Below are 25,253 nucleotides of genomic sequence, written 5' to 3'. Positions count from 1 at the left end.
CTATATAATTGCCCGCAGAACATACCAATAACTTGTGCTCGTTGTTTTACCCTGCTTTTTAACCAGTCAGTTACTGTTAAGATGTTGACTTAAAAATTGAATTAATTAATTGACATAAGTAATGGTCTTAAATAAGGGCTTGACTTACTCAACTGTGAGTTTATAATGTACTCAATTGATGGGCTTATGTAACTATTGACCCTATTTAATTGTATTTCTTTTGCTAAGTTTTAATCTTAATTTGCGCCCTTCAGCTCCTTCATATTTCTTTTATATATTGCGATCCTAACTACATTTTGTCGACATAATTAATCATGAAAAAACAATAAAGTCAATGAAAACAAAGAATAATAGATGAAGACGAAATCTCGGAATAAAAACGTAAAGTTTTCGAGACGCAGATGCTTCAAGGCGAGAAAAGAAAATTTAATAACACTTTTTGTACAGTCTTAATATAAAAATTGGTGTCGATCTGGGTAAATAGTCCCCGGATCTTTTTATACGCTATATAGAAAAGAATAACTTATTAAGGAATTATTTTTTCCTCTTTTCCTTTGCAAGCTTCTTCTTGGCGTCCTTGCTGCCTGCAGAAGCCTTTTTTTCCAGCTCTTCCATCTTTTCTCTCTTAGCGATCTTCTTCTTATCCATATCTTTTTTAGACATTGCCATAATACGTACCTTCATAGGTTTTGGTGAAGTTGCGATATCTATACAGGCACTACTGATGTGAGTTGCCTTAATAGATGTCGTGTAATCTACCTTCTTCAATTTCGAAAGTATTTATCAGTTTCCCGCCAAATGAATCTTTTTGACAGGGTGTCAGGCTGGATTAAAGGTTTGAATATCTCCGATACGATTAAAATATTCACAAAAAAGGGATTAAAAGTATTAAATTCCCTCAAATAATCTTTACTGCTTTTATCGTCCTTCTCTTTCTTTCCTGTACTTGCACATTGCCGCGACGAGACCATTGAATGGGGGAGACGGTCTTCCAGGCCGTGACCTGAACTCAGGATGAAACTGGGAACCAAAGAAGAAACGCTTGCCAGGAATCTCGGCGATTTCCATCCTGTTCTTGTTTTTGCCGGAAAAGAGAATACCGTAAGACTCAAGCCTGTCCACAAACTCTGGGTTAACCTCGTATCTGTGGCGGTGGCGCTCGACAATATAATTGGTTCCATAAATTTTAGCGGCAATAGAGCTTTCTTTAAGGATAGCCTCATAGTCCCCAAGGCGCATAGTTCCGCCCATATCTGCAACACCGGTTTGCTCAGGCAGGAGATCAATTACAGGGTAAGGGGTATCTTCGTCAAATTCCGTACTGTTTGCCCCTCCGAGTTTAGCTACATTTCTGGCAAACTCGATGACTGCAAGCTGCATACCCAGGCAGATGCCGAGGAAAGGAATATCGTTTTCCCTGGCGAACTTAATTGCCATCATTTTGCCTTCTGTGCCGCGCCCACCAAAGCCGCCTGGAATAAGAATCCCATCATACTGTATCAGCTTCTCAATCTCGGCCGGGTTTTCTTCCAGGATTTCGGCTTCAACCATATTGACTTCAACCCTGCATCCGTTATCAATTCCTCCGTGCTTGACAGCTTCTAGGATGCTGAGGTAAGAGTCCTCAAGATTCGTATATTTTCCGACGATTGCAAGTTTGACCGTATCGGTTGTAGATTTCATCCTTGCGACCATATCTTTCCATGCACCGTTCTCGACATTGGAGTCCAGTTGCAGGTGTTTCATGAGCTGGGTGGTTAATCCCTGCTCTTCTATCTCAAGAGGTACTTCATAAATATCGTCGGCGTCGTGAGCGCTGATAACCAGTTCCTGGGGCACGTCACAAAAGAGGGCAATTTTCTCTTTAGCACTTTCCTGAAGGGGAGTCTTTGACCTTACAACGATTACTTCAGGGCTAAGACCAAGGGCACGGAGTTCCTTTACGGAATGTTGGGACGGCTTGGTTTTTTGCTCGCCCTGAAGGTCTTCCATAGCCAGGGTCACATGAATAAATGCGATATTTTCGGAAGGTTCTTCCCTGTGCATCTGGCGTACAGCCTCAAGGAAAGGCATGCTCTCAATATCCCCAACAGTTCCTCCAATTTCAATAAGACAGATATCAGCTCCACTCCGGGCCGCAACTTTTCGGATCCTGCTTTTGATCTCATTTGTGATATGGGGAATAATCTGAACGGTTTTTCCGAGATAGTCTCCTCTTCTCTCTTTGGAAATTACTTCCAGGTAGATCTTGCCTGTGGTAAGGTTGTGATCCCTTGTAAGTTCCGTATCAAGGAAACGCTCGTAATTCCCAAGATCTAGGTCAACTTCCCCTCCGTCCTTGAGCACAAAAACTTCCCCATGCTGGTAGGGGCTCATGGTGCCTGCATCAATATTGATGTAAGGGTCGATCTTGATAGCCGTAACTTTATACCCTTTGTTTTTAAGGTTTCTGCCAATGGATGCGATGGTAATGCCTTTTCCAAGCCCGCTCATCACCCCACCGGTAACTATGATATACTTCATGGATAAGCTTCCTCAATAGTTTTTCCTAATAGCGGTTTCAGACTACTAAAGGATATTACGCGGAGTTAGACAGGAAATAATCAAATTAGTAATGCGTAAGAAATCTGTCATTAATCCTCTGGTACGAACACAATACCAATATCTTCATGATATAAAAATTACTCCCAACTTCTAAAAATGAACAGGCTCAAATAAGATGTGAAAATAAGAGAATAAGGCTTGAGTGAGGACAAGTTTATAAAATAATGGCATAAAATGCCAGCTACCGGAAAAATCCAGAGTGAAGGGAGAAAAATACAGAAAAGTACATTTTTTCTTGTCTTTAGATGATTCTGCAATTATGAATGTTCGGAATGGATTTTTCCGTGAATTTCTCAGTTTTGAACCAGATAAATTCTTACTTGAGCGCCTGAAGCTAATTCTCACTTCGGGTTCAGAAGTAAATTCTGAGTTATAAATCTGAAAATGACTTTCGGTTATAAACCTGAAGTTAATCTCAGTTATAAACCTGAAGTTAATCTCAGTTATAAACCTAAAGTTAATCTCAGTATAAACCTGAAGTTAATCTTAGTTATAAACCTGAAAATCAATTTTCAATTGTAAATCCGAAGTGAATTGAGTGGAAGTGAATTGAGTGGAAATAAATTGAGGGGTATCAGGCTCAAAATGAAATCTAACTCTCAGGCTTAATACGATATCTCCTAAAGGGTTTAGCTCTCTTCTGCAATTTTTAGCAGGATATATATCATACAGGTCACAAAAAGTATTGAAAACAAAAGCGACTGGGCAAAGCCGACTTCAAACTGCAGGCTCGATGGCAGGATAAAATAGAGGAAGAATAAGCATGCAAGTAGTAAAAAGCCTCCAAAAGCAATATTCAGAGGAAGTTTTTCGTTCCTACTTACATTTTTTGGGGTTTTTCTTCCTGTGGCTGAAAAGCTTCCTGTAAAGTTTCTGAGAGCGGAAGACGAAAATCCGCCAAACCCGCTTCCTTGTTTCGGGTGAGAGAGTTTCTTTATAGGTAGTGTAGCTGAGGATTTACTCGATTCGCTTTCCTCATTTCCTGAATAGGACTCATCTTCAGAATGTTCCTGTGGCTTTGGATCGATTTTTCCAAGTTGGACTGGAAAACCTTTCTTTCTTGAGCCATAACCTGCTGTGATATAGATCTGCCCTTTTGTAAGCACCCTGCCTTCTTGCGGGATTCTTGCAACTATAGAAACGTATTCTTTCTGAAGCACATATGGGTTGTCCCTCAGAAAAGTGATCTGACCTTTTAATTCATCACTTACTGAGAAATGAATATGTGTAGGGGACCCGTAGTTTGTGATCAGGATCTCAAAAGTTTCTTCTTCGCCGGGAGAAAGAGAAATTTCAACACTTTCCTTTTCAAACTCAATTGAGTTTATCTCCTGTCGGTTGATGATAACATTCTGGAATATATGCTGCAAGTTTAACCCTCATATCAGTTTCTAAGGTCAGGAGGAAGCAAGTTTGGAATTCCCTCATCGATCGGATAGTGCTCTTTGCATACAGGGCAGTAGAGGGTTCCAGATATGACCTCTTCTTCATTTTCTTCGACAACGTTCAAAATCAGGTCGCCCTTACATACAGGGCAAGCCAGAATATCCATAAGATCTTTTTTCACTAAAATTCACCGTTAAAGCCGCTTTTCCGATAGGAGGAGACAGAGTTTCACATTTAGTGAGGATAACTGATTGTTTCTAATCCTTATTCTCTCATCCTGCGGATGTGAACTTTATCCCACTATTTAACCGTATTCAATTCATCCTCCTATTTTAATGTAATCTATATATTTACAGGCACTTACGATTTGAAGCTTATCCGTTATGTCGAAGGTTGTTTTTTATATAAGCCCATTCCGAAAATAATATTATACTGACATTATAAATAGGAAATTACATCTTTTTACTTGGGTAATGGTGTTCAAAAATTTTATAGTATTTTATTGGACGTATACTCGAGAATTGCAAATTACAATCCATTGATTCTATAAAACTCCTTCACTTATTATATGTTAAATATTTTTAAATGGACTTATAACATTAGGTATCTAAGTTCAAACTGAGCTAGTAAAAACAAGTTTAGAGAAATTTCTATCTATCTTTTTTAAAATCTGAATAATTAATCTTTTTGCTATAAGGAACGTTTGTTCAATTCGTTTTATCTTATTGATGAAAATTATTTATATTACTTCTAGGAAGTATAATTCCGTATTACAATAGAAGGAATAAAACTTAGAATAGAGGGAATCAATTGATGAAAAACGATATAGAAAAAGTTTTAGAAACAAATTTAATAAGTATTTTTGTTTGTGAACAGCATACTTTTAATTTCTGATGAAATTTTCAAAATTTGTCAAAGTTATTCATTAAACATTAATCTAAACTTAAAAACAAATAGGAAAAACGGTAAATATTAAAAATTTGTTAATAAACAACCTTTAGACAGTTACCAAAAAGTTATCCATGTACTATAGTTATTTACGCAGAAAATTACACTTGAAATTGGATTTTCTTATTTTATAGCCCTATGTGCTATGTCTCTGGCTCATTTTGGGAGGTTAAGTGTAAATGTTTGCGTTCAAAGCTATAGTCAAAACTATCGGTGTTTCCATTTTGAGATCTTATCTATACCTTCTCTCAAGCACATTCCTGATCGGCTTTACGGTCATGGCTCCGGGAGTTCCTTTCATATTATGGGGAGGCCAGTCTCCTGACTTTATTTCTTCGGAATTTTCATCGTGTTCATCTTCCAGAAAGAGAATAACTTTTATATCTTTTTCTGGGATATCATCAACCATTTTTGCTCCGCATTCCGTAAGTTCCCTGAAGGCCTCTCTCCCTTTTTCTTCATCAAAAGGAGCGGTACACCCTTTTACGATATTTGTTCGAAACCCTTTTTCAAGGAAAATCAGGCTATTAATGTATATACAGACTTCTTCCACAAGGCCTGTTATGAATACTTCATCGATTCCCAGTTCTGCAATCTTCAGTTCGAGTTCGGGATTCATAAAGGCATTGGGGTGATCTTTCGGAAGCCTTATAACACTGACTGTTCCCTCACTTACTACTTTTATTATTAGTCTGGCTATTTTGTCAACAATTGACTTTGCCATAGGGGCTACAAGTTTTCCCTCATATAACGTTCCTTCATATTCATAGGTCTCAAATACGAAATCGTTAGTCATATCTATAATAACTAGAGCTTTCAAGGTTTCACCATCCTCTTTGAACTCCATTTCACGTTTATCTTTTATCAATCCTGTATCTAATTAATTATAAATTAGCATGAACCTGTTTCTGAATTATTTTTCAGTTCTAGCTTTTTAATCTGGCTCGTTAAAACCCCGAGATTCTTCGGTTGTGAAATAAAGAACGAAGCAAAAGACATAGTAAAAATATATCAGGCCATTCAATTAGCTAATGGAGATTCTAGTGCTGCGATTCCAAAGTATGTTCACAATCTTGACTTTTGCATTGATCCATAGATCAACGAATTTTCCGTTAAAGAAAGGATTTATTTTAGAATCAATACACTAACTGCGATTTCGAAGTAGGTTCATAAAACTTGGCTTTTGAACCTATTTCCCAATTACGAATTTTCCAGTAAATAGTGAATTTATTCTGGAATCGAAGCACTAGATTCCAGAGGCTTTCTACAGAGCTGAAATTTCAGCTATTCATCAGGCTCATCTTGTTTATTTTTATCCCATGAAACAACCCCCGAAGCTCTGACTGTCAAAAATATTCGAATGTTCTTGAAGAAATAATCTAAGAGCGGGCTAACTGGCTTTTTCTTATTTTTGCTTATATATCTCCTGTAAATTCCCTAGTACCCAAGTTCTTCTCTCGTCGAGATTTCCTCTCCTCGAATACCTTTCAGAGTTATTCTTCCTTTGCCAGTTTATACAATTCCCGAATTCTTAACTCAACAACATCCATCGCGTCTTCAAAGAGCTGCCTGTCGATTTTGATTCCAAAGTATTCCTTGAGTTTTTCTTCTGGACGCATTGTCGAGCCTGCCGAGAGGTATGCGATATAGTTTTTGTTAAAAGCGTCTGGATCTTCTCTGTACTGTTTGAAGAGAGCGAGGGTTATTGCCTTGGAAATCGCGTAATTGAAGGTATAGTAGTTGCTTGTCAGGTAAATATGGTTGATGTAAGTCCACTCTGCGGAATCTTCAGGATAATACTCAACTGAGCGGCTCCTGTATTCTTTAGAAAGGTCGGTCCAGATAGCATTAAGTTCCACTCCGCTTACCGTTTCTTTTTCTGTGCAGAGCCTGTGAGCTTTATATTCGAATTCCGTAATCAAGGGCTGTCTGGTAAAGAAGTTCTGGTAGTCATCGATCTGCTGGGAGAGTATGGCAACTGCGGTATCCCTATCCGAGTTTTCGACAATATGATCAACAAAGAGCTCTTCATTGAAAGTGGAAGGAATTTCCATTTCATAGATCGTACCTGAGCAGTAAAGATAGTCCACGGAATTGCCCATTAGGTAGAAATTAACGGCATGTCCCATCTCGTGGGTTAAAGTTTTCTGGTCCCTAATAAGGCCGTCATAGTTCATAAAAATGAGCGCCGGGGATTTCAGGGCACATAGATCGGTACAGTAACCTCCGGGTTGTTTTCCATGTTCTGGGTCAGGGTACACATCTATGAAACTGCCAGTTACCATTTTTAAAAAGATTTCCTTGAAATGGGGGTTCATCCTGGAGTAGGATTTTAGAATCTCTCGCAGGGCATCGATAAAGGCATACGTTTTGCCAGGTTGATCCGTTAGCTGCAGTATAAGGTCATATGGTTTGAGCACGTCAAGCCCGAGTTTTTTCCTCCTGAACTCGTTGTAGTCTTCAAATACGTCTTTTCTTTGCTTGAAGATCGTATTCATGTTCTCAATCTGATCATGAGTGAGATAAAAGTTATACAGACTGTAGTCATAGAAATCCGTATAGTTCAACTCTCTGGCAACAAGGTCGTCCAGCTGCGCTTTTCTAGAATATAGGGATGCCATAGAATCGGATTCATTAATCAGGTGGTAGAACCTCTTGTCGTAACAGTTTTTCCTGTTTTTCCGGCTCGGGTCTGTTGATAGTAAAGTACTGTAGGACTGGGAATTGACGGAGAATTTTTCTCCGTTCTCGAGCGTGATCTCTCCTGCCTTTGTGACTTTATTCGTGATTTCGGAAAGCGCTTCAGTCTCCAGTTTCATACGCTGGTTTTCGAGCTCTGCAAGATACGCAGCCTGGACCTCATTCTTTGGCCTGTGCTCCGCAAATCTAATATAATTAGCTTCAAGATAAGCCCTGTAAGCCTCGAGTTTGGGTTCTTCGGAAAAGAGCCTGTCCCATTCCTCCTTCCCCAGAGAGGTCAATTTTACGGTTGCAAAGGCTTGGGCTTTCTTATATTCAGTAAGCAGATCCTGAGAACTTCCAAGCAGAGAAATAAAGAACGATTCATTCACGTTTTTACTGAGCTGAGTATATGTATAAGTATACAGGACATCAAGCGATTTTGAATAAGCCTTTTCGGTTTCCAGATACTCAAGTACAATAGCCCCGGACAAATTATCAAATTTCGGGCGGAAAGTTTCGTCTATCTCCTGTGGTCCTTTTTTTAATCTCTCAAGCTCTTTCGAAGCATCTTCCCTGCTGCTGAAAAGATATTTATCATTCCATTCTGTCGGAACCTTACTGGAATCAAGCACTTCGGAAATATATTCATTGCTTGCGTTATTCTCATTACCTTTGCTATTGCCTGTGCTGTCAGAGTATTTCTCCAGCTTTTCAGAAGCCCTGCCTTCCGGAAAAACTGCAAGAGACAGTAATGCTCCAAGAGCGAGAGGCCCTTTAAGCATTCTTGAGCCTATGAGCCCTTTAACCGATTTCAATTTCATAAGACCACTATCCCCTGGTATAATCTTAAAGTATCCATCTATTGTTATCCTTCTATTAAAGTTGATTTAATGACCATTGATTTTTTTAATCTAATTAATTTCATATTTCACTATGATTTCAGAGTTTCACTTAATTTATGCAAAAATGCTATTTGTTTTAGATGGATTACTATATTGTAACAACTATAATAATAATTACCTTACATCGGTTGCAACTCATTTCTATTTTGAAAATCTGAACATATTTGAGAAAAACCTGTCTGCATAATAGATTTACTCAGTAACAGGTTTATTCAGGCTAGAACTCTTTCCTCGTAATTTAACACACTCTCGATTTCTTTTTCCGGCATCAGTTCCTTAGGAATCTCTTTTGCATCGGTCTGAATGCGAACTATGCGCTGCGGTAAAGGAATCTCTATGCCATTTTCTTCCAGAGTTTGTTTTATATTCCATAGAATTCTGGTTTTTATCCCGAACCACTCGTTCACAGGTGCCCAGATCCTGACAGAGATGTTTACTGAACTTTCTCCGAGGTCGTTTACGAAAACCGAAGGAGACGGATTCAGGAGAGCAAAGGGTTCTTTGTCAATAAGGTCTTTGATAAGAAAAATTGCGGCATTGGCATCGTCACTGTAACGGATCCTTATTGTGTATTCAAACCTTCGGACAGGGTGCCCTACAATGTTTGTGATATTTGTTGTAAAGACCTGTTGATTGGGGATACGGACAAGAAGCCCTTCAAAAGTTCTTATATGGGTAGAAATTATGCGAATATCCGTGACATAACCCGACACATCGTTGATTTGAACCTGGTCCCCTATTTTTATTGGCCTTTCGACCATGAGGAAAAAACCCGAGACCAGATTTCCTACAATATTCTGGCTTGCAAAACCAAGAATAATACCTGTGACTCCTCCTGCCACTAGGAGCGCTGAAGGATTAAGGCCTATGAGAGGAAGGGCCGAGATAAAAACGATAATAAGTATGCCATAATAAAGAATTTTGAGGACGGTCTCGCTCACGTCCTTGCTGACTTTGTCCTTCAAGGATCTGCGCAGATAAAGTGTGAGAATTCGGGAAAAAAGGACCGAGACAGACAGGATGAGTATAAATTTCAGCAGATGTCCTATAGTAACTGGGGCCTTTGAGGTAGTGTACAGGACGAAATCCAGAAAGTCAATATTCGTAATCAAAATCCACTCCCCATGTAAAAATTAAGAGGCGCGATACCAAGCTTCTTAAGTCTGTAAACCCCGAAAGCTTCTTTTCTGGTTTTAACATCTTTCAGGGGACTGCTTTTTAGCTCTCCGCTAAGTTTTTGCAACTCAAAACCTGTTTCAGCCGTGTTCCTATTGAGGATGTCCATACGCGCTCGCGTAAAAACATCACCGGCATAGTAAAGTTTCATACCATATGCACTGAAAACTACTTTTGAGATCGACGCCCAATCTGAGGAAACATTTCTAAGGGTCAGTTCAATAATTCCCTCCTGTAGAGGGTTAGGGGAAGGAGAAATTGAATATATCTGGCTTTTCCAATGCTTGCAGATAACTCCATTTGAAACTTCTCCATAAAGGGTAAATTTCTGCCTTACCAGGCTCAGCACGTCAAGAAGCTGGAGATTTTTGTCTCCATTATCCGCTATAAAAACACCTATTTCTACCGGAAAGGTCAGGAAAATTTTTCTTCTTGCTCCTCCCGCAAGCAACAGAGTTTTCTCAAACTCTATGAGCAGATTTGGAGTGATTTCCTTAGGAGTGTTTAAGGGTTCTACCGGGTTTATAATCAGGTGCTTTTCGTCTCCAAGAATAATTTTTTCTACTTTATCTGTTCCAAGTGTTCTTTTGTATATCAATTGCTTTCCGGTTTTTTCCACTGAAATAGCAATTCCTTCCTGTTCAACTGTAAAAGGGAGATTATAATGGCCGTACATAATATCCCATAAACTAACATACCTAATTAATTTTTTAAGTTTCTTAATTAATATAGATGTGTTACATTATAAAAATTTTACTTTTTAAAATTTTCTTTAATAGCTCGGAAAATAGATAGAACGTCCGAGAGAATACATCTCAGGAGAGAAAACACAAAGAACAGGTAGAAAAGCCAACAAAAAGAGAGTTAACTGTAAAGGGGCAAAAAAAGATAATTAGAGGACAAAAAGTTATGGAAAAGAAGACTAAAAAAAAGTGAAGACTAAAAGAAAAAGTCGCCGGAAAAAAAGAAAATCAAACCCATTTCATTTTCTTAAAATAAGCAAACATGCTGACTGCTAGAAAGGTCATTCCAATCACTACTGCCGGATAGCCCCAACGCCATTTGAGTTCAGGCATGTATTCAAAATTCATTCCATAAACGCCTACTATGAAAGTAAGAGGAATGAAAATTGTTGCTATGACCGTCAGGACCTTCATAACGTCGTTCATCCTGTAACTTATGCTGGAGAGATAGATGTCAACCATTGAAGACAAAATATCCCGTAACTCTTCGACTGAATCAATGACCTGGATAGTATGATCATAAATATCTCTCAGGTAAATGCTGGTAGTCTCTTTAATAAGATCGGACTCTACCCTCTGCAAACCATTTATCAGCTCCCGAAGAGGCCAGACGGATTTACGAAGGGTAATCAAATCCCTTTTATATTTCTGGATAGTCCTGAGAGTCTCAGGCCTTGGCTGTGTTACCAGCCCTTCCTCAAGGTATTCAATTTCTTCTCCAAAATGCTCAAGAATCAAAAAATAGTTATCGACCACAGCGTCAATAAGGCTGTAGGCAAGATAATCCACCCCGCTTTTCCGTATACGAGAAACCGGATTTTCAAACCTTTCCCGCACCGGATCAAAAACGTCTCCTTCCCTTTCCTGAAAAGAGAGGACATAATTGGGGCCGATGATGATGCTTAGCTGGTCTATAGTGATCTCTTCCTTTTCCCTATCAAGGAGAATCATTTTTAAAACCGAATAAATATATGAGTCGTAATCTTCAGTTTTTGGCCGCTGTCGTGTATTGAGTATATCTTCAAGAGTAAGGGGATGGATATTGAAATAACTCCCAAGCTTTTCTATAATGTCTACCTTATCCAGCCCGTCTACATTTATCCATAAATTGAGACCAGGCTGATCTTTAAACTCCAAACATTCCTCAACCTTCTCCAGTTTTCTTTCTACAAGCTTCTCACTGTTATATGCCAGGACCCGGATTACTACCTTTTCGACCTTCTTTTCCCCTACATGGACAAGCGTTCCAGGTGCAAGCCCGATTTGTGATCCTTTTCTTCCAGAAGTCCCCATGCTTATTTCTCTGCCTCACCTTCTAATAAAAATAGGTTATTCAGTAATTAAAGCTTCATTGATTTAAGTCTGTGCATAACTTTTGTCCGAGTCTATTTACTGAGCTTTTGAAGCACCTTGATTTATTTTCAACACAGTTCGACTCTTAATCTGAAATAAGGCTTTACATACTTGTAGATAAATATATGTATTATATAATTAATAGAATAATATATTAAATATATAATTTAATTTTTCCAAAAATTAGGGAACTTGGAAAGATCGTCAGTTTTGAACTGGGATATAATGCAGGGTGATCGATATGGTTGAAAATCAAATTATGAATAGTATATACACTATGCTTGATCAGTTTATAGCTTTTATACCGACATTAGTGGCAATAATTCTTCTCATTATCATAGGGAAACTACTGGGGGCATTTCTTGGAAAAGTCGGTGCAAGGATGCTGGATAAGATAGGACTGGATGATCTTGTTGACAAAACCGTAATAGGTGGAATGATAAGAAGAGGAAATATGAGTACGGTTGGCTTTTTTGATGCAGCCATCCGGTGGCTCGTTTACATCATCTTTGCCTTAATTATTCTTAATATTCTGAATATCCAGGCAGTCAATAATTTCATCAACCTGATTATATACTACATCCCACTTGTGATCTCCGCATTCATTGTACTGCTTATAGGCTTCTTGATTGTGGACTTCATTGGGGATCTGGTAAAAAATATGCTTGTTTCGATCGGAGTAGATGAGAAATTTGAAAGTACGCCTTTCGGAGCGGCTGTCAGAACAGGAGGACTTACAGCCTCAGGAATTATTTCCGGACTTATCAAGCTGTTTGGGTATCTGATATTTCTTACAACCGCATCGAATATTCTGCAGTTGACGATGTTTACTCTGTTGCTGATAAGTATTACCGAGTATTTGCCACGCCTTTTTACAGGTATTCTGATCCTGTTGATAGGAATCCTTTCCATCGATATAGTGATGGACTACCTTGCAGGTACGATCAGAGGTATGAATATAGAGGGAACGGAAATTATTCTTCCTATCCTGAGAGGTTTTCTATTCCTCATCGTGATTCTGGTGGCACTGGATACGATGCTCGTTAATACCAGTATTCTCTACCTGTTCTTCGGACCGCTGGCATGGGGAATTGCAATCGTGGTTGCTTTCAAATACGGAGTTAAGGACGCAATAGTTGCATATGCCAGAGAAAAAAGCAAGTAAGTAGTCTCATGAAAGTCCTGAAATCCGGTTAAAGCGGTACTTTTTGCATGCGCCAGAGAAAGGAAGAACTATTTCCTTTCCTTATTTATTCCTCTTCTTGAACATATCTGATAAAACCGATTTTTTTAATCTGTTTTACTCAGACTGAAGTGGTTTATTTAGAATTTTACTTTATACAGTTTTCATCTTTTTTAAATCAATATTTATTTAAAGCTTCTTGTCAAACAGTCACGGCATGAAAGCCCCCGATAACCACTCTTCTTTTGTAGAGAATATGTCTTATTTTGATATAGGCTTAAAGCATGCATTTACATGGTTTTCAAATAACTTCGGTACATTTTTATTCATACTTTTTATTGGCCTGGTCACTGTCCTTGTTGCACGGAACGTAAACAGTCTTCTGGAACGCCATTTCATAAAAGCAAATAACAGGCTGCATATGGATCCAACATCTTTCCGGATGTTCAGGCATATTGTTGTCGCACTAATCTATTTTCTGGGAATTGTTGTTGTTATTTTCAGCATTCCTAGTCTTCGAACCCTCTCGGTCGCTCTCTTTACTGGGGCAGGAATTGCAGGTATAGCTATCGGTTTTGCGGCCCAGAACACACTGAGCAACATAATCGCAGGGCTTTCCCTTGCTATTTTTCAACCCTTCAGGGTTGGAGATCGGCTTAATATTATGAACGAATACGGAAAAGTTACGGATCTTAATCTCAGGCACACTGTCATCATAACCTGGGATAACAGGCGGCTTATAATCCCGAATTCAATAATTAGCAATGAAGCGATAATTAACTGGACTATAGAAGACCCTGCAGTAATTTGGCCAATAGACGTCGGTATAAGCTATGATGCCGACATTGACCAGGCTAGAAGAATCATGATTGAAGAAGCCCGAAAACACCCCAATGTGATGCCTCCGCAGGAAGTTCAGTATAGTGTTGTAAAGCCCAGCTTAATCAAATCCGAAACTCTTAATATGGGATTTATTGATCCCCCTGTGCTTCATCCCGTGGACCCGGATTTCAGGGAGAGAGGAGAAGTTAAAGTAAATGTTGTTGAACTTGGAGATTCTGCTGTAAATCTCCGTATGAATGTCTGGTTCAAAGACAGAAACATTGCATATAGTTCTGGATGCGAAATCAGGGAAGCTATTAAGAAGCGCTTTGATAAGGAAGGCATAGAAATTCCATACCCGCACAGGACTATTGTATATAAGAACGATCCTGGAAGTGAAAAGAAGGTTACTGGAAAATTATCCCATACAGAGGGAGATAAAATCGAATAAGCCGTAAAATGCCGAGTAAAAGATGTTGACAATTAAGTAATTAAACGGTTGATAATAAAAGTAAGTAGAATGGGTCAAGGGATAAACAAGTGAAAATGGGTTGATAGAAAGCAATGGAAAGTAGATTGATAGCAAGCAATGAAAAGTGGACTGATAAAAGCAAGTAAGAGATGGATTAAATAAAAGCAAGTGAGAGATGGATTAAATAAAAGAAAAGATTGGGGATGAAAGGTCAAAAGGGGATTTCACAGTTCCCTTTCATCAATTACTCTTTTTGTCTTTTTCATGCTGCGGGGAAGTTCCCCCATCTCTACGCCCACGACGTCCACGGTTACACCTATAAAGTCCTTGAAGGCTTTTCTAAGAGCCTTTTCGGTTTTTTCTTTCTTTGCGGAATCTTCTGCATCTTCGATCTCAACCCTGAAGATCATGCTGTCCCTTCCGTCCTTGCGGGTAAGCAGGATCTGGTATTCACTGCTTACGCCAGGAATCCTGTGAACAAGGTCTTCGATCTGGCCCGGATAGATATTTACAGCCTTGAACTTTATGCGGTCGTCCGACCTTCCAAGGACCCTGTCAATTCTCGGGAACGGACAGCCGCACTTACAGAGGCCAGGAATGATCCGTGTCAGGTCTCTCGTCCTATAGCGAATGAGTGGAGCCCCTTCCTTTGTGAGGGTTGTGATTACAAGTTCTCCAAGCGTACCGTCAGGAAGCTGCTCACCTGTAATAGGATCGATTATCTCAAAGAGCAGGTAGTCGGACCAGTAATGCATACCCTCATGGAAAGAGCAATCAAGGCCGATTCCTGGCCCGTAGATCTCTGTCAGCCCGTAAATATCAAAAGTCTCTATCCCCAGCTCGGTTTCGATTCGGGTGCGCATCTTTTCACTCCAGCGCTCCGAACCTATAATACCTTTTCTGAGCTGAATCTGGGACTTAAGCCCGCGCTTTTCAATCTCTTCAGCAAGCAAAATCGCATAAGAGGAAGTGCTTGCAAGGGCTGTGGACTTTAGGTCAACAAACATCTCAAGCTGTTTTTCGGTATTTCCCGGACCTGTAGGTATGGCCATTGCTCCCAGGCGTTCAGCCCCAAGCTGGAACCCTATCCCTGCAGTCCAGAGCCCGTATCCTGGGGTAATCTGGATCCTGTCCTGATTGGTAAGGCCTGCCAGCATGTAGCAACGCATCATCATCTCGGCCCAGACATCCACATCTTTTCGGGTGTAAGGAATAATTACGGGTTTTCCGGTTGTCCCGGATGAGGAATGGATCCTTACGACCTCTGAGTCAGACACAGCCTGTAACCCAAGAGGGTAGGCGTCCCTGAGTTCTTCTTTATTCGTAAAGGGAAGAAGCTTCAGGTCTTCAAGCGACCTTATGTTCTCGATATCGATATTTGCTTCCCTGAATTTTTTCTGGTAAAAAGGACTATTTTCAACTACGCGCCTCAGCAGTGCCTTTAATTTTGCAAAGGTATCTTCTTCCGAGATTTTTGGATGGTAAAGCTGTGCATTAGGATCAAGTTCAGCCTCAGTGGATGCTTCATACATGTCATTTCACCTTCTGCTCCCCAGTTCAGGGGCTGGAGATAAATCTAATACATTTCCTTGCGCGTTCGAATGCGGCATCATTTACAGCCCTGTATTTTTCAGGGATTTCGGCATCCAGTACTGCCTTAAGAATATCTTCCTCAAAAGGCAATACTCGTGCGCCTGCGGCCGCTCCAAGCATTGCAACGTTTGCAGCTCTATATGTTCCTACATCATCTGCAAGCTCCGTGAAGTCCGAGCAGAGAATATCAGGGTAGTATGCACACAAAAAAGAGAGCAAAGCTGCAGGATCATATTCCGGGCTCCCAGGCGGCCTCGATGCCGGTGGGATAGCATGGGTATTTACCAGAACCTTTCCGCCTTCCCTGAGAAAAGGCAGGTTTCGTACGGTTTCCGCGGGTTCCAAGCCTAAAAGCAGATCTGCCTGCCCGATGGGAATAAGTGACCCGGAAACTTTGTCTCCTATCCTTATATGGCTGCTAACCGAACCTTCCCTCTGAGACATGCCTATGGTTTCGGCAGTGCTTACGTGGAATCCGGCTTTCATCGCAGCAAGGGCAAGCATGCGAGACGCGAGTATAACACCCTGCCCACCAACGCCTGCAATCAGAATATCATATTTCACAGCTTTACCCCTCCTATGCAGATAGCTTCCGACGGGCAGATCTGCGCACAGAGCCCGCAACCGCTGCAACTGTCCTGTATAACAGGCTTATCCACAGTAAGAGTAAGTGCAGGGCAGCCGAGCTCTTTTATACATAAACCACAACCTGTGCAGGCTTCAGGTTTTATTTTGTAATATTTATCAGGTTTTGTAATCCCTACGCATTTTCCTTTAAAGACTATAACTGACGGTCCCTTAAAATTCATTGCTTCCTTTGCGGCTTTTACGCAACTCTCAAGGCTGTCCGGATCTACAGTATTTACTGTCCTTATAGATTCAACCCCGCAACTCCGGACTACGTCTGCAATCTCGATAGCTTTTGAAACATTTCCGAGCACGGTCACGCCTACGCCGGGATGTGGCTGGTGCCCTGTCATTGCAGTTGTGCGGTTATCAAGGACTGCAAGGGTGATGTCAGCTCCGTTATAGACAGCGTTTACCACTGCAGGAATGCCTGAGTGGAAAAAAGTCGAATCTCCGATGAAAGCTACGTGTTTTGTCTTTGGGTTCGTACGGAAGAGCCCTCCTGCAAGGCTTATCCCGGCTCCCATGCAGAGACAGGTATCTACCATGTTAAGGGGATAGGCATTTCCAAGTGTATAACAGCCAATATCCCCGGAGAAAATCGTATCAGTTTGAGCTTCTTTTTTAAGCTGTTTTGCAGCCTGTTTGAAAGCATAAAAGACAGTTCTATGCATGCAGCCGGCACAGAGGGTGGGGGCCCGGATCGGAAGGGGAGGAAGCTTTTCTCTTGAGACAGCAGAAGAAGCATGAGAAAGGCGCAAATTCTCCCCACACGCTGCAAGTGAGCGGTTGATGCTGTCAATGACAATATCCACATTATATTCCCCGCTCACAGGGAAAAAGCCGTTCTTCTTCCCGTAAACATCTATAGGCAGATGGGCTTTTCCTATAAGCTGGAGCACCTGTTCTTCAAGGTAAGGGTCAAGCTCTTCGGCCACAATCAGCCGGTCAATGCCTTTCAGAAAAGAAAGGGCTGCCTTTTCCGGAAACGGATACACCGTCCCGATCCTGAAGAGTGTAAAAAGTTCTTTAAAACCCCTAGCAGTTTCTATAGCCTCCTTTACATAAAGGGCTGAGACGCCTGAAGCAATAATCCCTATTTTACCTGACCCAGACACCGAATTGAAAGAAAGCTCGGAAAAGCGTTCGGAAAGCTTTCCCTGCAAGCTTTCGAGCCAGGGGTGCCGTTCGGCCGTAAGCTTTGGAAAGATAGTCCAGCGCCTATCCTTTACAAAACCCTCCTCAACGGCTTCAACCGGAGAAGGTTCTGCAACCGTAACTTCAACATCCCCGCAACTGTGGGAGACCCGCGTAGTGGTTCTCAGGACAACAGGAATTTCAAATTCATTTGAAAGTTCAAAAGCCAGTTTTGTCAGTTCGTAGGCTTCCTGAGGTGTCGAAGGGTCTAGGACGGGAATATTTGCAAAGTGTCCGAAAGCTCGGGTATCCTGTTCAGTCTGGGAAGAATGAGGCCCAGGATCGTCGGCGACGAGCAGGACAAGAGCTCCTTTTACCCCGATATAGCTAAGGCTCATAAGAGGGTCGGATGCAACGTTTAACCCTACCTGTTTCATGGTTACAAGCGCTTTTGCTCCGGAATAAGCTGCTCCGACGGCTGTTTCAAGTGCAACTTTTTCGTTGCTTGACCACTCAGTATAGATTCCGCACCTGTTTGCATACCGGGCAATCGTCTCCAGAGCTTCAGTCGAGGGAGTTCCGGGATATCCTGTAACCACCTGGACGCCGGCTTCTATAGCTCCAAGTGCAATGGCTTCATTACCCATTAACAGTTTTTTATCAGTCAATAAACTCATCTCGAATTCAGGGTAATACTTTAACAAATTAAACAAATCTCAAAGGAAATAAGATGAAGTTGAAATAAATTTAAACTCTTAAACTGTCTACTAAAATTATTTTGAGAATCCAAAAATTGATTTTAAGGTATTTCACCGCTGTTTTACGCCACGGAAAATACGATGACCATCTATGTACAATGCTGTCTGGAAGAAGTACGTAAAATTTACATATAAAGTTTTTGTTTTATTAAATGGTGTCTTTTGGTTTGGATGGAAACAATTAAGGTTTATTTGGTGTATAGCGTAGATAAAATAGCAGCGAGTTTATATTATAAATTCACTTTTTGAGCCATAATAAATTACGAGTTTACGCATGATTTTGAATATTCCTCTAATTTTTACTTTTTCTATAAATTTTGTACCGCTGAGAAACGCGAGATAGAAAATTTAAGTAATTACTCTAAAAAGATGGCTCTTCGCTGTTTCGAGTGGGTAACTTATATTCATTTCCTAAATATTGAAGTAACATGTCCAAAATTTAAAAACATCTATTATTGAAAATCAAATTCAAGTTCAATGTTTTTCATTTTAATTGGATAGCTGTGTAACTAATGAATTATTCTCAGCCCTTACAAAACAGCGAAGAGTCAAAAAGATATTAGATTCTCATAATTAAATGTCGGGCTCTATAACAATGCACGTACTATTCTTCGAAATATGCAAAACAATAATCATATATATTGAATAAACTATAAGTCTAGAAAATATTGATAAGTTTAATCATCTAAACTGAAAATATCAATAAGGGAGCTAATTATGCAAAGTTTTTCACTCGATTAGAATTTTAGAGTCCGAGAACAACAAAGTAGGTGACCTATTCAGCAGACTTATGGGAGATTTATTTTCTTCTTTGGGATATGAAGGCATTCGCTATAATATCCATAAGACAGGAAGAGAAATAGATCTCCAAGGCTCCCATAGACTAGAAGGTAGACATTTTGTTGCTGAATGTAAAGCTGTCAAAAATAAAGTCGGTGGAGACAACGTAAATAAATTCGTTGGAGTTATCGATGCTGAGAAACGTAAAAATCCAAATACTCCTTTAATTGGTTATTTTGTTTCACTTTGGGGATTTACAGAAAGTGCAATAGAACAAGAAAATGAATTTGAAGTTAAACGCTTAATACTTCTCGAAGAAAATGATATAATAAGAGAGTTGATTAAAGGAAATATTATCGTATCACCAGAGAAAGCCATAGAGAGAGCAGGTCGCTGTGCATCAGATTTTTCAGATCACCTAAATCCTGAGATAAATTGTGAACTTTTAGCAGTTCATGATATGGGTTGGATCTGGGCTGTTTATTTTGAAGAATATAGAGAAAGAACGCATTTTGCTCTTATCCATGCAAGTGGAGAATCCATCTCTTCGGAATTAGCTAAAGAGATAATTGACAAGGATAAGAGGCTGAAAGGAAAGTTACATTTATTAAAATATCTACCTCCAAAGTTTCAGACTACAAGAGAACAAGCTAGAATAAATGAGGCAAAAACGAAATACTTTGAATATTTGGCTAATGAATGCGGTGAGATAACTCTCGAAGGGCTTCCTGCAGACCAAGAAGTTGGATCAAGAAGACTTCGTCTTGAAAACATCTTTATTCCATTGCGCTTGGAAGAAGAATATCCTCCAAACTCTGGAACATCATATAAAGAAAATGTTGAAAAAAAAGAACTTCAGTCAGCAGGAAAAGTTTTTTCAGAAAATCGCCGGCTTGCAATTTTAGCAGCACCTGGCGGAGGTAAAACCACTCTTTTAAAGAGATTAGCTACTGCCTACGCATTTCCTGATAGGCGTGAAATAATTGACGATGATCTCCCAGAGAACAGCTTACTTCCAATTTTTATTCGTTGTCGTCAACTAGGTGACTTTGCAAATTCTTCAATAAGTGACATTCTTCGTACAATACCTAAAAAATTTGAACGAGAGGATCTTGAAAACGAGTTCTTATATATTGTGAATACTTCACTCCAAAAAGGAGATGCACTTCTTTTAATAGACGGGCTTGATGAAATATCTAATGACGGTTCTCGTATCTCATTTGTCAAACAATTCCGGAATTTTCTTTCTGTCTATCCTAATATAAGAATTGTAGTGACATCTCGTGAGGCTGGATTCAGAGTAGTTAGTGGGTCATTGAACGATTACTGTAAAAAATATAAAATCGCTGACTTCACCAATGATGATATTAAAAGATTAACTGTAGCATGGAACAAAGAGGTAGTTGGAAACAAACCTGAAATAATTTTGGATTCGGAAAAGTTAGCAAATAATATATGTAATTCAGATCGTGTCCGCCAATTAGCAAAAAATCCCTTGCTCTTGACAACCCTCCTTTTAGTTAATCGATGGGTAGGTCAGCTTCCTACTAAAAGAAGCGTCTTGTATGGAAAAGCAATAGAAGTTCTACTTATGACCTGGAATGTAGAAGGACATGATCCTATTGATCCTGATGAGACTATCCCACAGTTATCTTTCGTAGCATTTTCAATGATGAAAGAAGGTGTGCAGAGAATTTCATCAAGAAGATTTAGGGAGTTACTAGAAATAGCTAGAAAACAGATGCCAGAAATATTGGGTTATACAAGAATTAATGCATTAGAATTTATCAAAAGAGTTGAGCTTCGAAGCAGTCTCATGATTCTCAGTGGACATGAGATTGAACAGGGAACATTATATCCAATGTATGAATTCCAACATTTAACATTTCAAGAATATTTAACTGCTAGAGCAGTAGTTGATGGATATTATCCTGATCGAAAAGACACTGATACTATACTTGAAATCTTGCAACCTTACCTAGAAAATCAGCAGTGGAAAGAAGTTATTCCTTTAACTGCTGTTTTAGCCGACAGAAGAGCGCAACCACTGATTGAACAGCTAATAACCCAATGTAAAAATTTGCCAACTTTTATAGCTAAGAAAGACGATCCATCAGACTCAGTTTCACCTCTAGTTTTACTTGGACAATGCATTCTGGACGAAGTCAAAGTTGTCCCAAATAAATTGCAAGAATCATTTGAGTGGCTTTCACGAAGGGAAACTCCTAAGGAAATTCTACTTCAGATTTATAAAGGCAAGTTTGGCGAGGAATATAAAGAGGTTGTTCAAAAAGTATATCTGAGCTCCTATGAAGATTTGCTGAGTTTGTCAAATGCACTTATAATTACTTCAGAAGTTGAATTTAAAAATACTTCTGAACTAAAATTAAGCAGTGATAACTTTGAGAAGATTAACACTTTATTAGAAGATGGGGAAACTTTGGAGAAAGCAAAGGGTGCGCTTGCAACAATGGTTGCCGCTTTCAGTTTTTACTATATTTGGAAAAGATCTAAATTCGAAACTTCAGGTGATAAATTAGAGAATATAAAATATAAGCTGAAAGATTTAGGGGATAAATTGTCTCTTCTTCTTTATTCTGATGATATACATCTATATCTTCCAGCATGCTGGGCATATGCGTGGTTAGGATCGACGCATGCGTGGAGTCCTGAGAGTGAACCTAACATTATTTCACGTTTGTTTGAGATTTGGAGAGATTCAAAAGTAGAAGAGGTCCAATATTTAGCTTATTGGGCGATCGCACGGTTACCATTAATGAATCGTGATGCTTACAAACTCTTGGAACCTAACATCCAATCTATAAATTTTATAAAAAAACAATTTCGTTCAAGACAGAAAAATCGGCGTATCGAAATGAAGAAGTTGGCTTGCTTAGTTATGGGATTTTACTGGAAAACACCTTGGGACGATAAAGAAATTGATGAATTAATAGAGAGCATGCCTTATGAAAAAGGTAGACATAACAGATATTATAACATTAAAGAAGAATTGAAGCTATTGCATGATTCGCTTGGTGAACCGAGTAAAATTGCACTCAAAAGCGTGGAAGAAAAAGAATTAACTCTGTAAAATTTGCATAAAATTCATTATGACCAGCTTTTAATTGATTTCGATCCCATTTTTTGTAATATAAATTTACGTTTTGATATATGTGAGTACAAAAATCTTTATTCATAGTACACTACGCCAATACTTGGAAAGAGATTATGCAAAACCATAGGATTTTTACAGGGAAATGCCAAAGACCGGGGATACCTTGAGCCTTTCATTCTTGCGACCGTCAGTGCGTCCATAAGCGTGTTTATTCACCTGATTTTTACTCCAGAAACGGATGAGGTTAGAAAATTCATTTATGCGGCACCGATGATTGCGGTTATGATACCCTTTATAGGCATTACTGCTCTTTTTGTCGACACTACAATACTTTATATTATTTATAAAGCAGTTGGAAGAAAGGAAACTTATTAGGGTACTGCGAAATTAGTACTTTACTCATCTGCTGCCTCATCACTCATCTGGATTCCTTTTGTCGGCTGGGTTTTCGGAATTTACCAGTTCTATCTCTATATTGTGGGCGGTAAGTTTGTACACAACATGAGCATGGAAAATCCTTACTGGCGATATTTTGACTCCTTTTGCTTATAATGGTTTTTGTAGTACTTCTTATTCTCAGCGACCTTGCTCCTAATTGGTTAACCACCTTTTGAAAAGTAAGCTACCCCGCAGAAAAATACTGAAAAATAGAACAAGAATAGAGAGATTCCAAATAAGTTTTCTATTTTATAGTTTGTAGGGTGTGGGGATCATGAAAGAGTTTTTATTCAATTTAGAGAGATCCCTTGCATACGCACTATTTCCCCACTACCCATAAGATATAATGCTATAGTTCTATTTATACGTGACTTACTAAAACCAACGAAGACTTTTTTTAGTCACGTTCTATTTAATTTATTGGAAGTTTTTACATATAAAATAAAAATAAGACTTTCTATCCAGACTTCAAGTCCAGACCGGAAATTCGGACTGTTTGATCCGGATAAAAATAGATGTCGTAGCATATCGGAAATTATTTCTACATTTTGTAGCATTGTTAGAGTCATGAATCAGGAAGAGAAAACAATAGCCAGCCCTGACCAGAGCCGTGAGTTCGGAGCAATGGGAGAACTCTTACGGGAACTCCAGAAGGAAGAACTGGAGCAAAACGAAAACTCCGCTGCGGAAATTCCGGAAGCCCAGATAACAAAAAACACAACAGAACTAATGACAGAAATCAATTCAACATTAAAAGAGATTGCAGAGATTCAGAAGAGCATACTGGAAGAAATTAAAAGAAGTAAATAACTAAAATACAAGCTTTTTCAAAAAAGGCTTGAGCGAAAACCCCTAGCAACATTTGAGTTTGAAAACCTTAATCCCAAACCCTATCCGGCGTGATCAACCGGCGCAACGGTTGCGGGTCAACGGTTGAGCTCAAGAAAGCGTTTACAAATGCAGGTACATATATTTTCCCTATTTTCGGTAGCTATAATCTATCAAAAACTATCAAGTAGATTTTTTTCCGTGCCTGCCAGATTATAGCAAAAATTTGGATAATTGAAAAAATCACATAAAATATGTGAATTTCTATGAGTGGCACTGTGGAATATGAGAGTAAAAATAGATACAAAACAAAAAATTTAATGAGATCTCTTTTAAGCTCGTTTGATTCTGGCAAGCAAAAAAGAAGTTATTCAAGCACACCAGAATTTATGCCAGGGCTGGAGGTTCGCTTCAATTCATTTTAACACTTTAAACCTCTTTTTGAGCTCTTTCTTTCTTCTGAGCTTTTTCTGCCATTTATTTTTCACGTTTAATAATTATGTGCTCCGGATTTTCTAGATTTGGGGCCTTTGTTTGGCCTGAAAGCCCGTTCCGGGCATTTCTTGGAATCAGTTTTACCGTGCACTTCAAAACCCAGGCTGAAACATTCGCCTTTTAGCTCATCAATAGCCGTATAAAATCTACAATCTTGGCATGTAGGCATTCGGATTACTACCTCCAGATATATGAAGGCCATCTGGTCTTAGTCCCAGAGTGTTTGCCCGGACACAGCCTCTGAAGCAAGAGATCGCTTCTCTTCGGATATCTTAAGTACAGAGATGTATCCTCTAAATAATATGTATCTGTAAATAAAACATTTTTGGTAGACTAGCAGAATGAAGGTAGGGTTTCGTATCCGGCCAACAGCCGAAAAATTACAATAACTACCTAAAGTTATTTATATTTATATCCTGAAAGCTTTTGCCGGTTATTTGCTGTTTGCTTGCCTCGGTTATTTGAGATTATTGGTATCTACTTATTGACTATTTGGCAGCTATTTGTTGATTATTTAATAACTGTTTGATGACTATCTGCTGGCTCCCTATCGGTTATTTGCTAGCTATCTGTAGGTTATTTGATACTGCTTGTCAGCTTCTCAGTATTGCGTTTTTGTTAATGATCGAATTTGTAGAAATGTGCTTCTGAATGGATGAACGCTTTCCGGCAGCGATAAACTTTTTCTGGAGGGAAGAATTTTTCCGAGCTGGTTCTTAAGTCAAATTTCTTCGTAGTCCTCAAATTCAACATCAAGCACGGGGAGCTCGATTACTTTTCCTTCCCTATTATAACATGTCCAGCTTTGATTATTATAGGGGCGACCCACTATGATATGGCAGTTGCCTGTTTTCGAAAAGAGGTGCAGGTCAGCCTGTGAGGGGTTGCGATTCGGGCCCGGATGGCTGTGGACCGAGCCTGCTGCTTTAATGTTCGGCATCATATAAAGCCTGAAAACGGCATTCGAATCACTGGATTCTGTGCCAGGTAATATCAGAACTTCAGTGATTATTCCGTCTTTTTCCTGCAACAGTCCGGCAAATTCCTGAGGAGCCATGGATTTACTCGCCTCCAGGATAAAATTAAGGGTATCACGGGCTATTCCTTTAATTTGCATAAAAGATTATTCTTCTGAAAAGGTATATCTTTTCTGCGGTAACGAATGCTGAATGCATTAACTCTCGCCAGCTGAGTTTTTCCGCAATTCAACA

General features: G+C 39.4%; 18 protein-coding genes. 4 read left to right on the top strand and 14 right to left on the bottom strand.

Going from position 1 to position 25,253, the window contains the following annotated elements:
- Window positions 1-534: 534 nt before the first annotated feature.
- The 9 genes from BP621_RS14210 to corA all read right to left on the bottom strand — a co-directional run bounded on the left by BP621_RS14210 (window position 535) and on the right by corA (window position 11,734).
- On the bottom strand, window positions 535-768 hold the full coding sequence (locus tag BP621_RS14210) for a hypothetical protein (protein WP_292391136.1): 234 nt from the start codon (window positions 766-768) through the stop codon (window positions 535-537).
- Between the two features lie 150 nt (window positions 769-918).
- Window positions 919-2,523, bottom strand: a complete 1,605-nt coding sequence (pyrG, locus tag BP621_RS14205) for a glutamine hydrolyzing CTP synthase (protein WP_292391134.1) — start codon at window positions 2,521-2,523, stop codon at window positions 919-921.
- Between the two features lie 710 nt (window positions 2,524-3,233).
- Entirely contained in the window at window positions 3,234-3,974 is a 741-nt protein-coding gene (locus tag BP621_RS14200; RefSeq protein ID WP_292391132.1) for a DUF7524 family protein, read from the bottom strand.
- Between the two features lie 14 nt (window positions 3,975-3,988).
- The gene (locus BP621_RS14195; RefSeq protein WP_292391131.1) at window positions 3,989-4,171 is read right to left on the bottom strand and encodes a methytransferase partner Trm112; all 183 of its coding nucleotides are present in this window, start codon (window positions 4,169-4,171) and stop codon (window positions 3,989-3,991) included.
- Between the two features lie 999 nt (window positions 4,172-5,170).
- Window positions 5,171-5,785: a cysteine hydrolase family protein gene (locus BP621_RS14190; RefSeq protein ID WP_292391129.1), complete on the bottom strand. Its 615-nt coding sequence runs from the start codon at window positions 5,783-5,785 to the stop codon at window positions 5,171-5,173.
- 646 nt (window positions 5,786-6,431) lie between these two features.
- Window positions 6,432-8,441: a M3 family oligoendopeptidase gene (locus BP621_RS14185; protein WP_292391127.1), complete on the bottom strand. Its 2,010-nt coding sequence runs from the start codon at window positions 8,439-8,441 to the stop codon at window positions 6,432-6,434.
- Between the two features lie 293 nt (window positions 8,442-8,734).
- The gene (locus BP621_RS14180; RefSeq protein ID WP_292391126.1) at window positions 8,735-9,634 is read right to left on the bottom strand and encodes a mechanosensitive ion channel family protein; all 900 of its coding nucleotides are present in this window, start codon (window positions 9,632-9,634) and stop codon (window positions 8,735-8,737) included.
- Window positions 9,631-10,374, bottom strand: coding sequence for a DUF432 domain-containing protein (locus BP621_RS14175; RefSeq protein ID WP_292391125.1), 744 nt, complete (start codon window positions 10,372-10,374; stop codon window positions 9,631-9,633). The genes BP621_RS14180 and BP621_RS14175 overlap by 4 nt, the downstream gene beginning before the upstream one ends.
- A 295-nt stretch (window positions 10,375-10,669) precedes the next feature.
- A complete protein-coding gene (gene corA / locus BP621_RS14170) occupies window positions 10,670-11,734 on the bottom strand; it encodes a magnesium/cobalt transporter CorA (RefSeq protein WP_292391123.1) in 1,065 nt (354 codons plus the stop codon).
- A 301-nt stretch (window positions 11,735-12,035) separates the two neighbouring features.
- On the opposite strand from corA, the gene BP621_RS14165 reads away from it, so the two are divergent.
- Window positions 12,036-12,959: a mechanosensitive ion channel family protein gene (locus tag BP621_RS14165; protein WP_292391122.1), complete on the top strand. Its 924-nt coding sequence runs from the start codon at window positions 12,036-12,038 to the stop codon at window positions 12,957-12,959.
- A 235-nt stretch (window positions 12,960-13,194) separates the two neighbouring features.
- A complete protein-coding gene (locus tag BP621_RS14160; protein WP_394339312.1) occupies window positions 13,195-14,250 on the top strand; it encodes a mechanosensitive ion channel family protein in 1,056 nt (351 codons plus the stop codon).
- A 245-nt stretch (window positions 14,251-14,495) separates the two neighbouring features.
- Here the strand turns inward: BP621_RS14160 and BP621_RS14155 are convergent, their stop codons facing one another.
- The 3 genes from BP621_RS14155 to iorA are packed head-to-tail and all read right to left on the bottom strand — an operon-like array spanning window position 14,496 to window position 18,305.
- Complete coding sequence (locus tag BP621_RS14155; protein ID WP_292391120.1) at window positions 14,496-15,803, bottom strand: phenylacetate--CoA ligase family protein; 1,308 nt, start codon at window positions 15,801-15,803, stop codon at window positions 14,496-14,498.
- 25 nt (window positions 15,804-15,828) lie between these two features.
- Window positions 15,829-16,428, bottom strand: a complete 600-nt coding sequence (locus tag BP621_RS14150; protein WP_292391119.1) for an indolepyruvate oxidoreductase subunit beta — start codon at window positions 16,426-16,428, stop codon at window positions 15,829-15,831.
- Window positions 16,425-18,305 (bottom strand): indolepyruvate ferredoxin oxidoreductase subunit alpha, encoded by a 1,881-nt coding sequence (gene iorA / locus BP621_RS14145; protein ID WP_292391118.1) that lies wholly within the window; start codon window positions 18,303-18,305, stop codon window positions 16,425-16,427. The genes BP621_RS14150 and iorA overlap by 4 nt, the downstream gene beginning before the upstream one ends.
- Before the next feature lie 871 nt (window positions 18,306-19,176).
- Between iorA and BP621_RS14140 the strand changes: the two genes are divergently transcribed.
- Together BP621_RS14140 and BP621_RS14135 are read left to right on the top strand one after the other, a co-directional pair.
- Complete coding sequence (locus BP621_RS14140; protein WP_394339310.1) at window positions 19,177-22,257, top strand: NACHT domain-containing protein; 3,081 nt, start codon at window positions 19,177-19,179, stop codon at window positions 22,255-22,257.
- Window positions 22,258-23,286: 1,029 nt separating this feature from the next.
- Window positions 23,287-23,529 (top strand): hypothetical protein, encoded by a 243-nt coding sequence (locus BP621_RS14135; protein ID WP_292391117.1) that lies wholly within the window; start codon window positions 23,287-23,289, stop codon window positions 23,527-23,529.
- Window positions 23,530-24,037: 508 nt separating this feature from the next.
- Here the strand turns inward: BP621_RS14135 and BP621_RS14130 are convergent.
- Both BP621_RS14130 and BP621_RS14125 read right to left on the bottom strand, forming a co-directional pair.
- A complete protein-coding gene (locus BP621_RS14130; protein ID WP_292391116.1) occupies window positions 24,038-24,211 on the bottom strand; it encodes a hypothetical protein in 174 nt (57 codons plus the stop codon).
- Window positions 24,212-24,763: 552 nt separating this feature from the next.
- Complete coding sequence (locus BP621_RS14125; protein WP_292391114.1) at window positions 24,764-25,159, bottom strand: Mov34/MPN/PAD-1 family protein; 396 nt, start codon at window positions 25,157-25,159, stop codon at window positions 24,764-24,766.
- Between the last annotated feature and the right edge of the window lie 94 nt (window positions 25,160-25,253).

This window comes from Methanosarcina sp. UBA5 (genome assembly GCF_002505485.1).
Classification (GTDB): Archaea; Halobacteriota; Methanosarcinia; order Methanosarcinales; family Methanosarcinaceae; genus Methanosarcina.
This window is presented reverse-complemented; position numbering and strand designations above follow the sequence as displayed.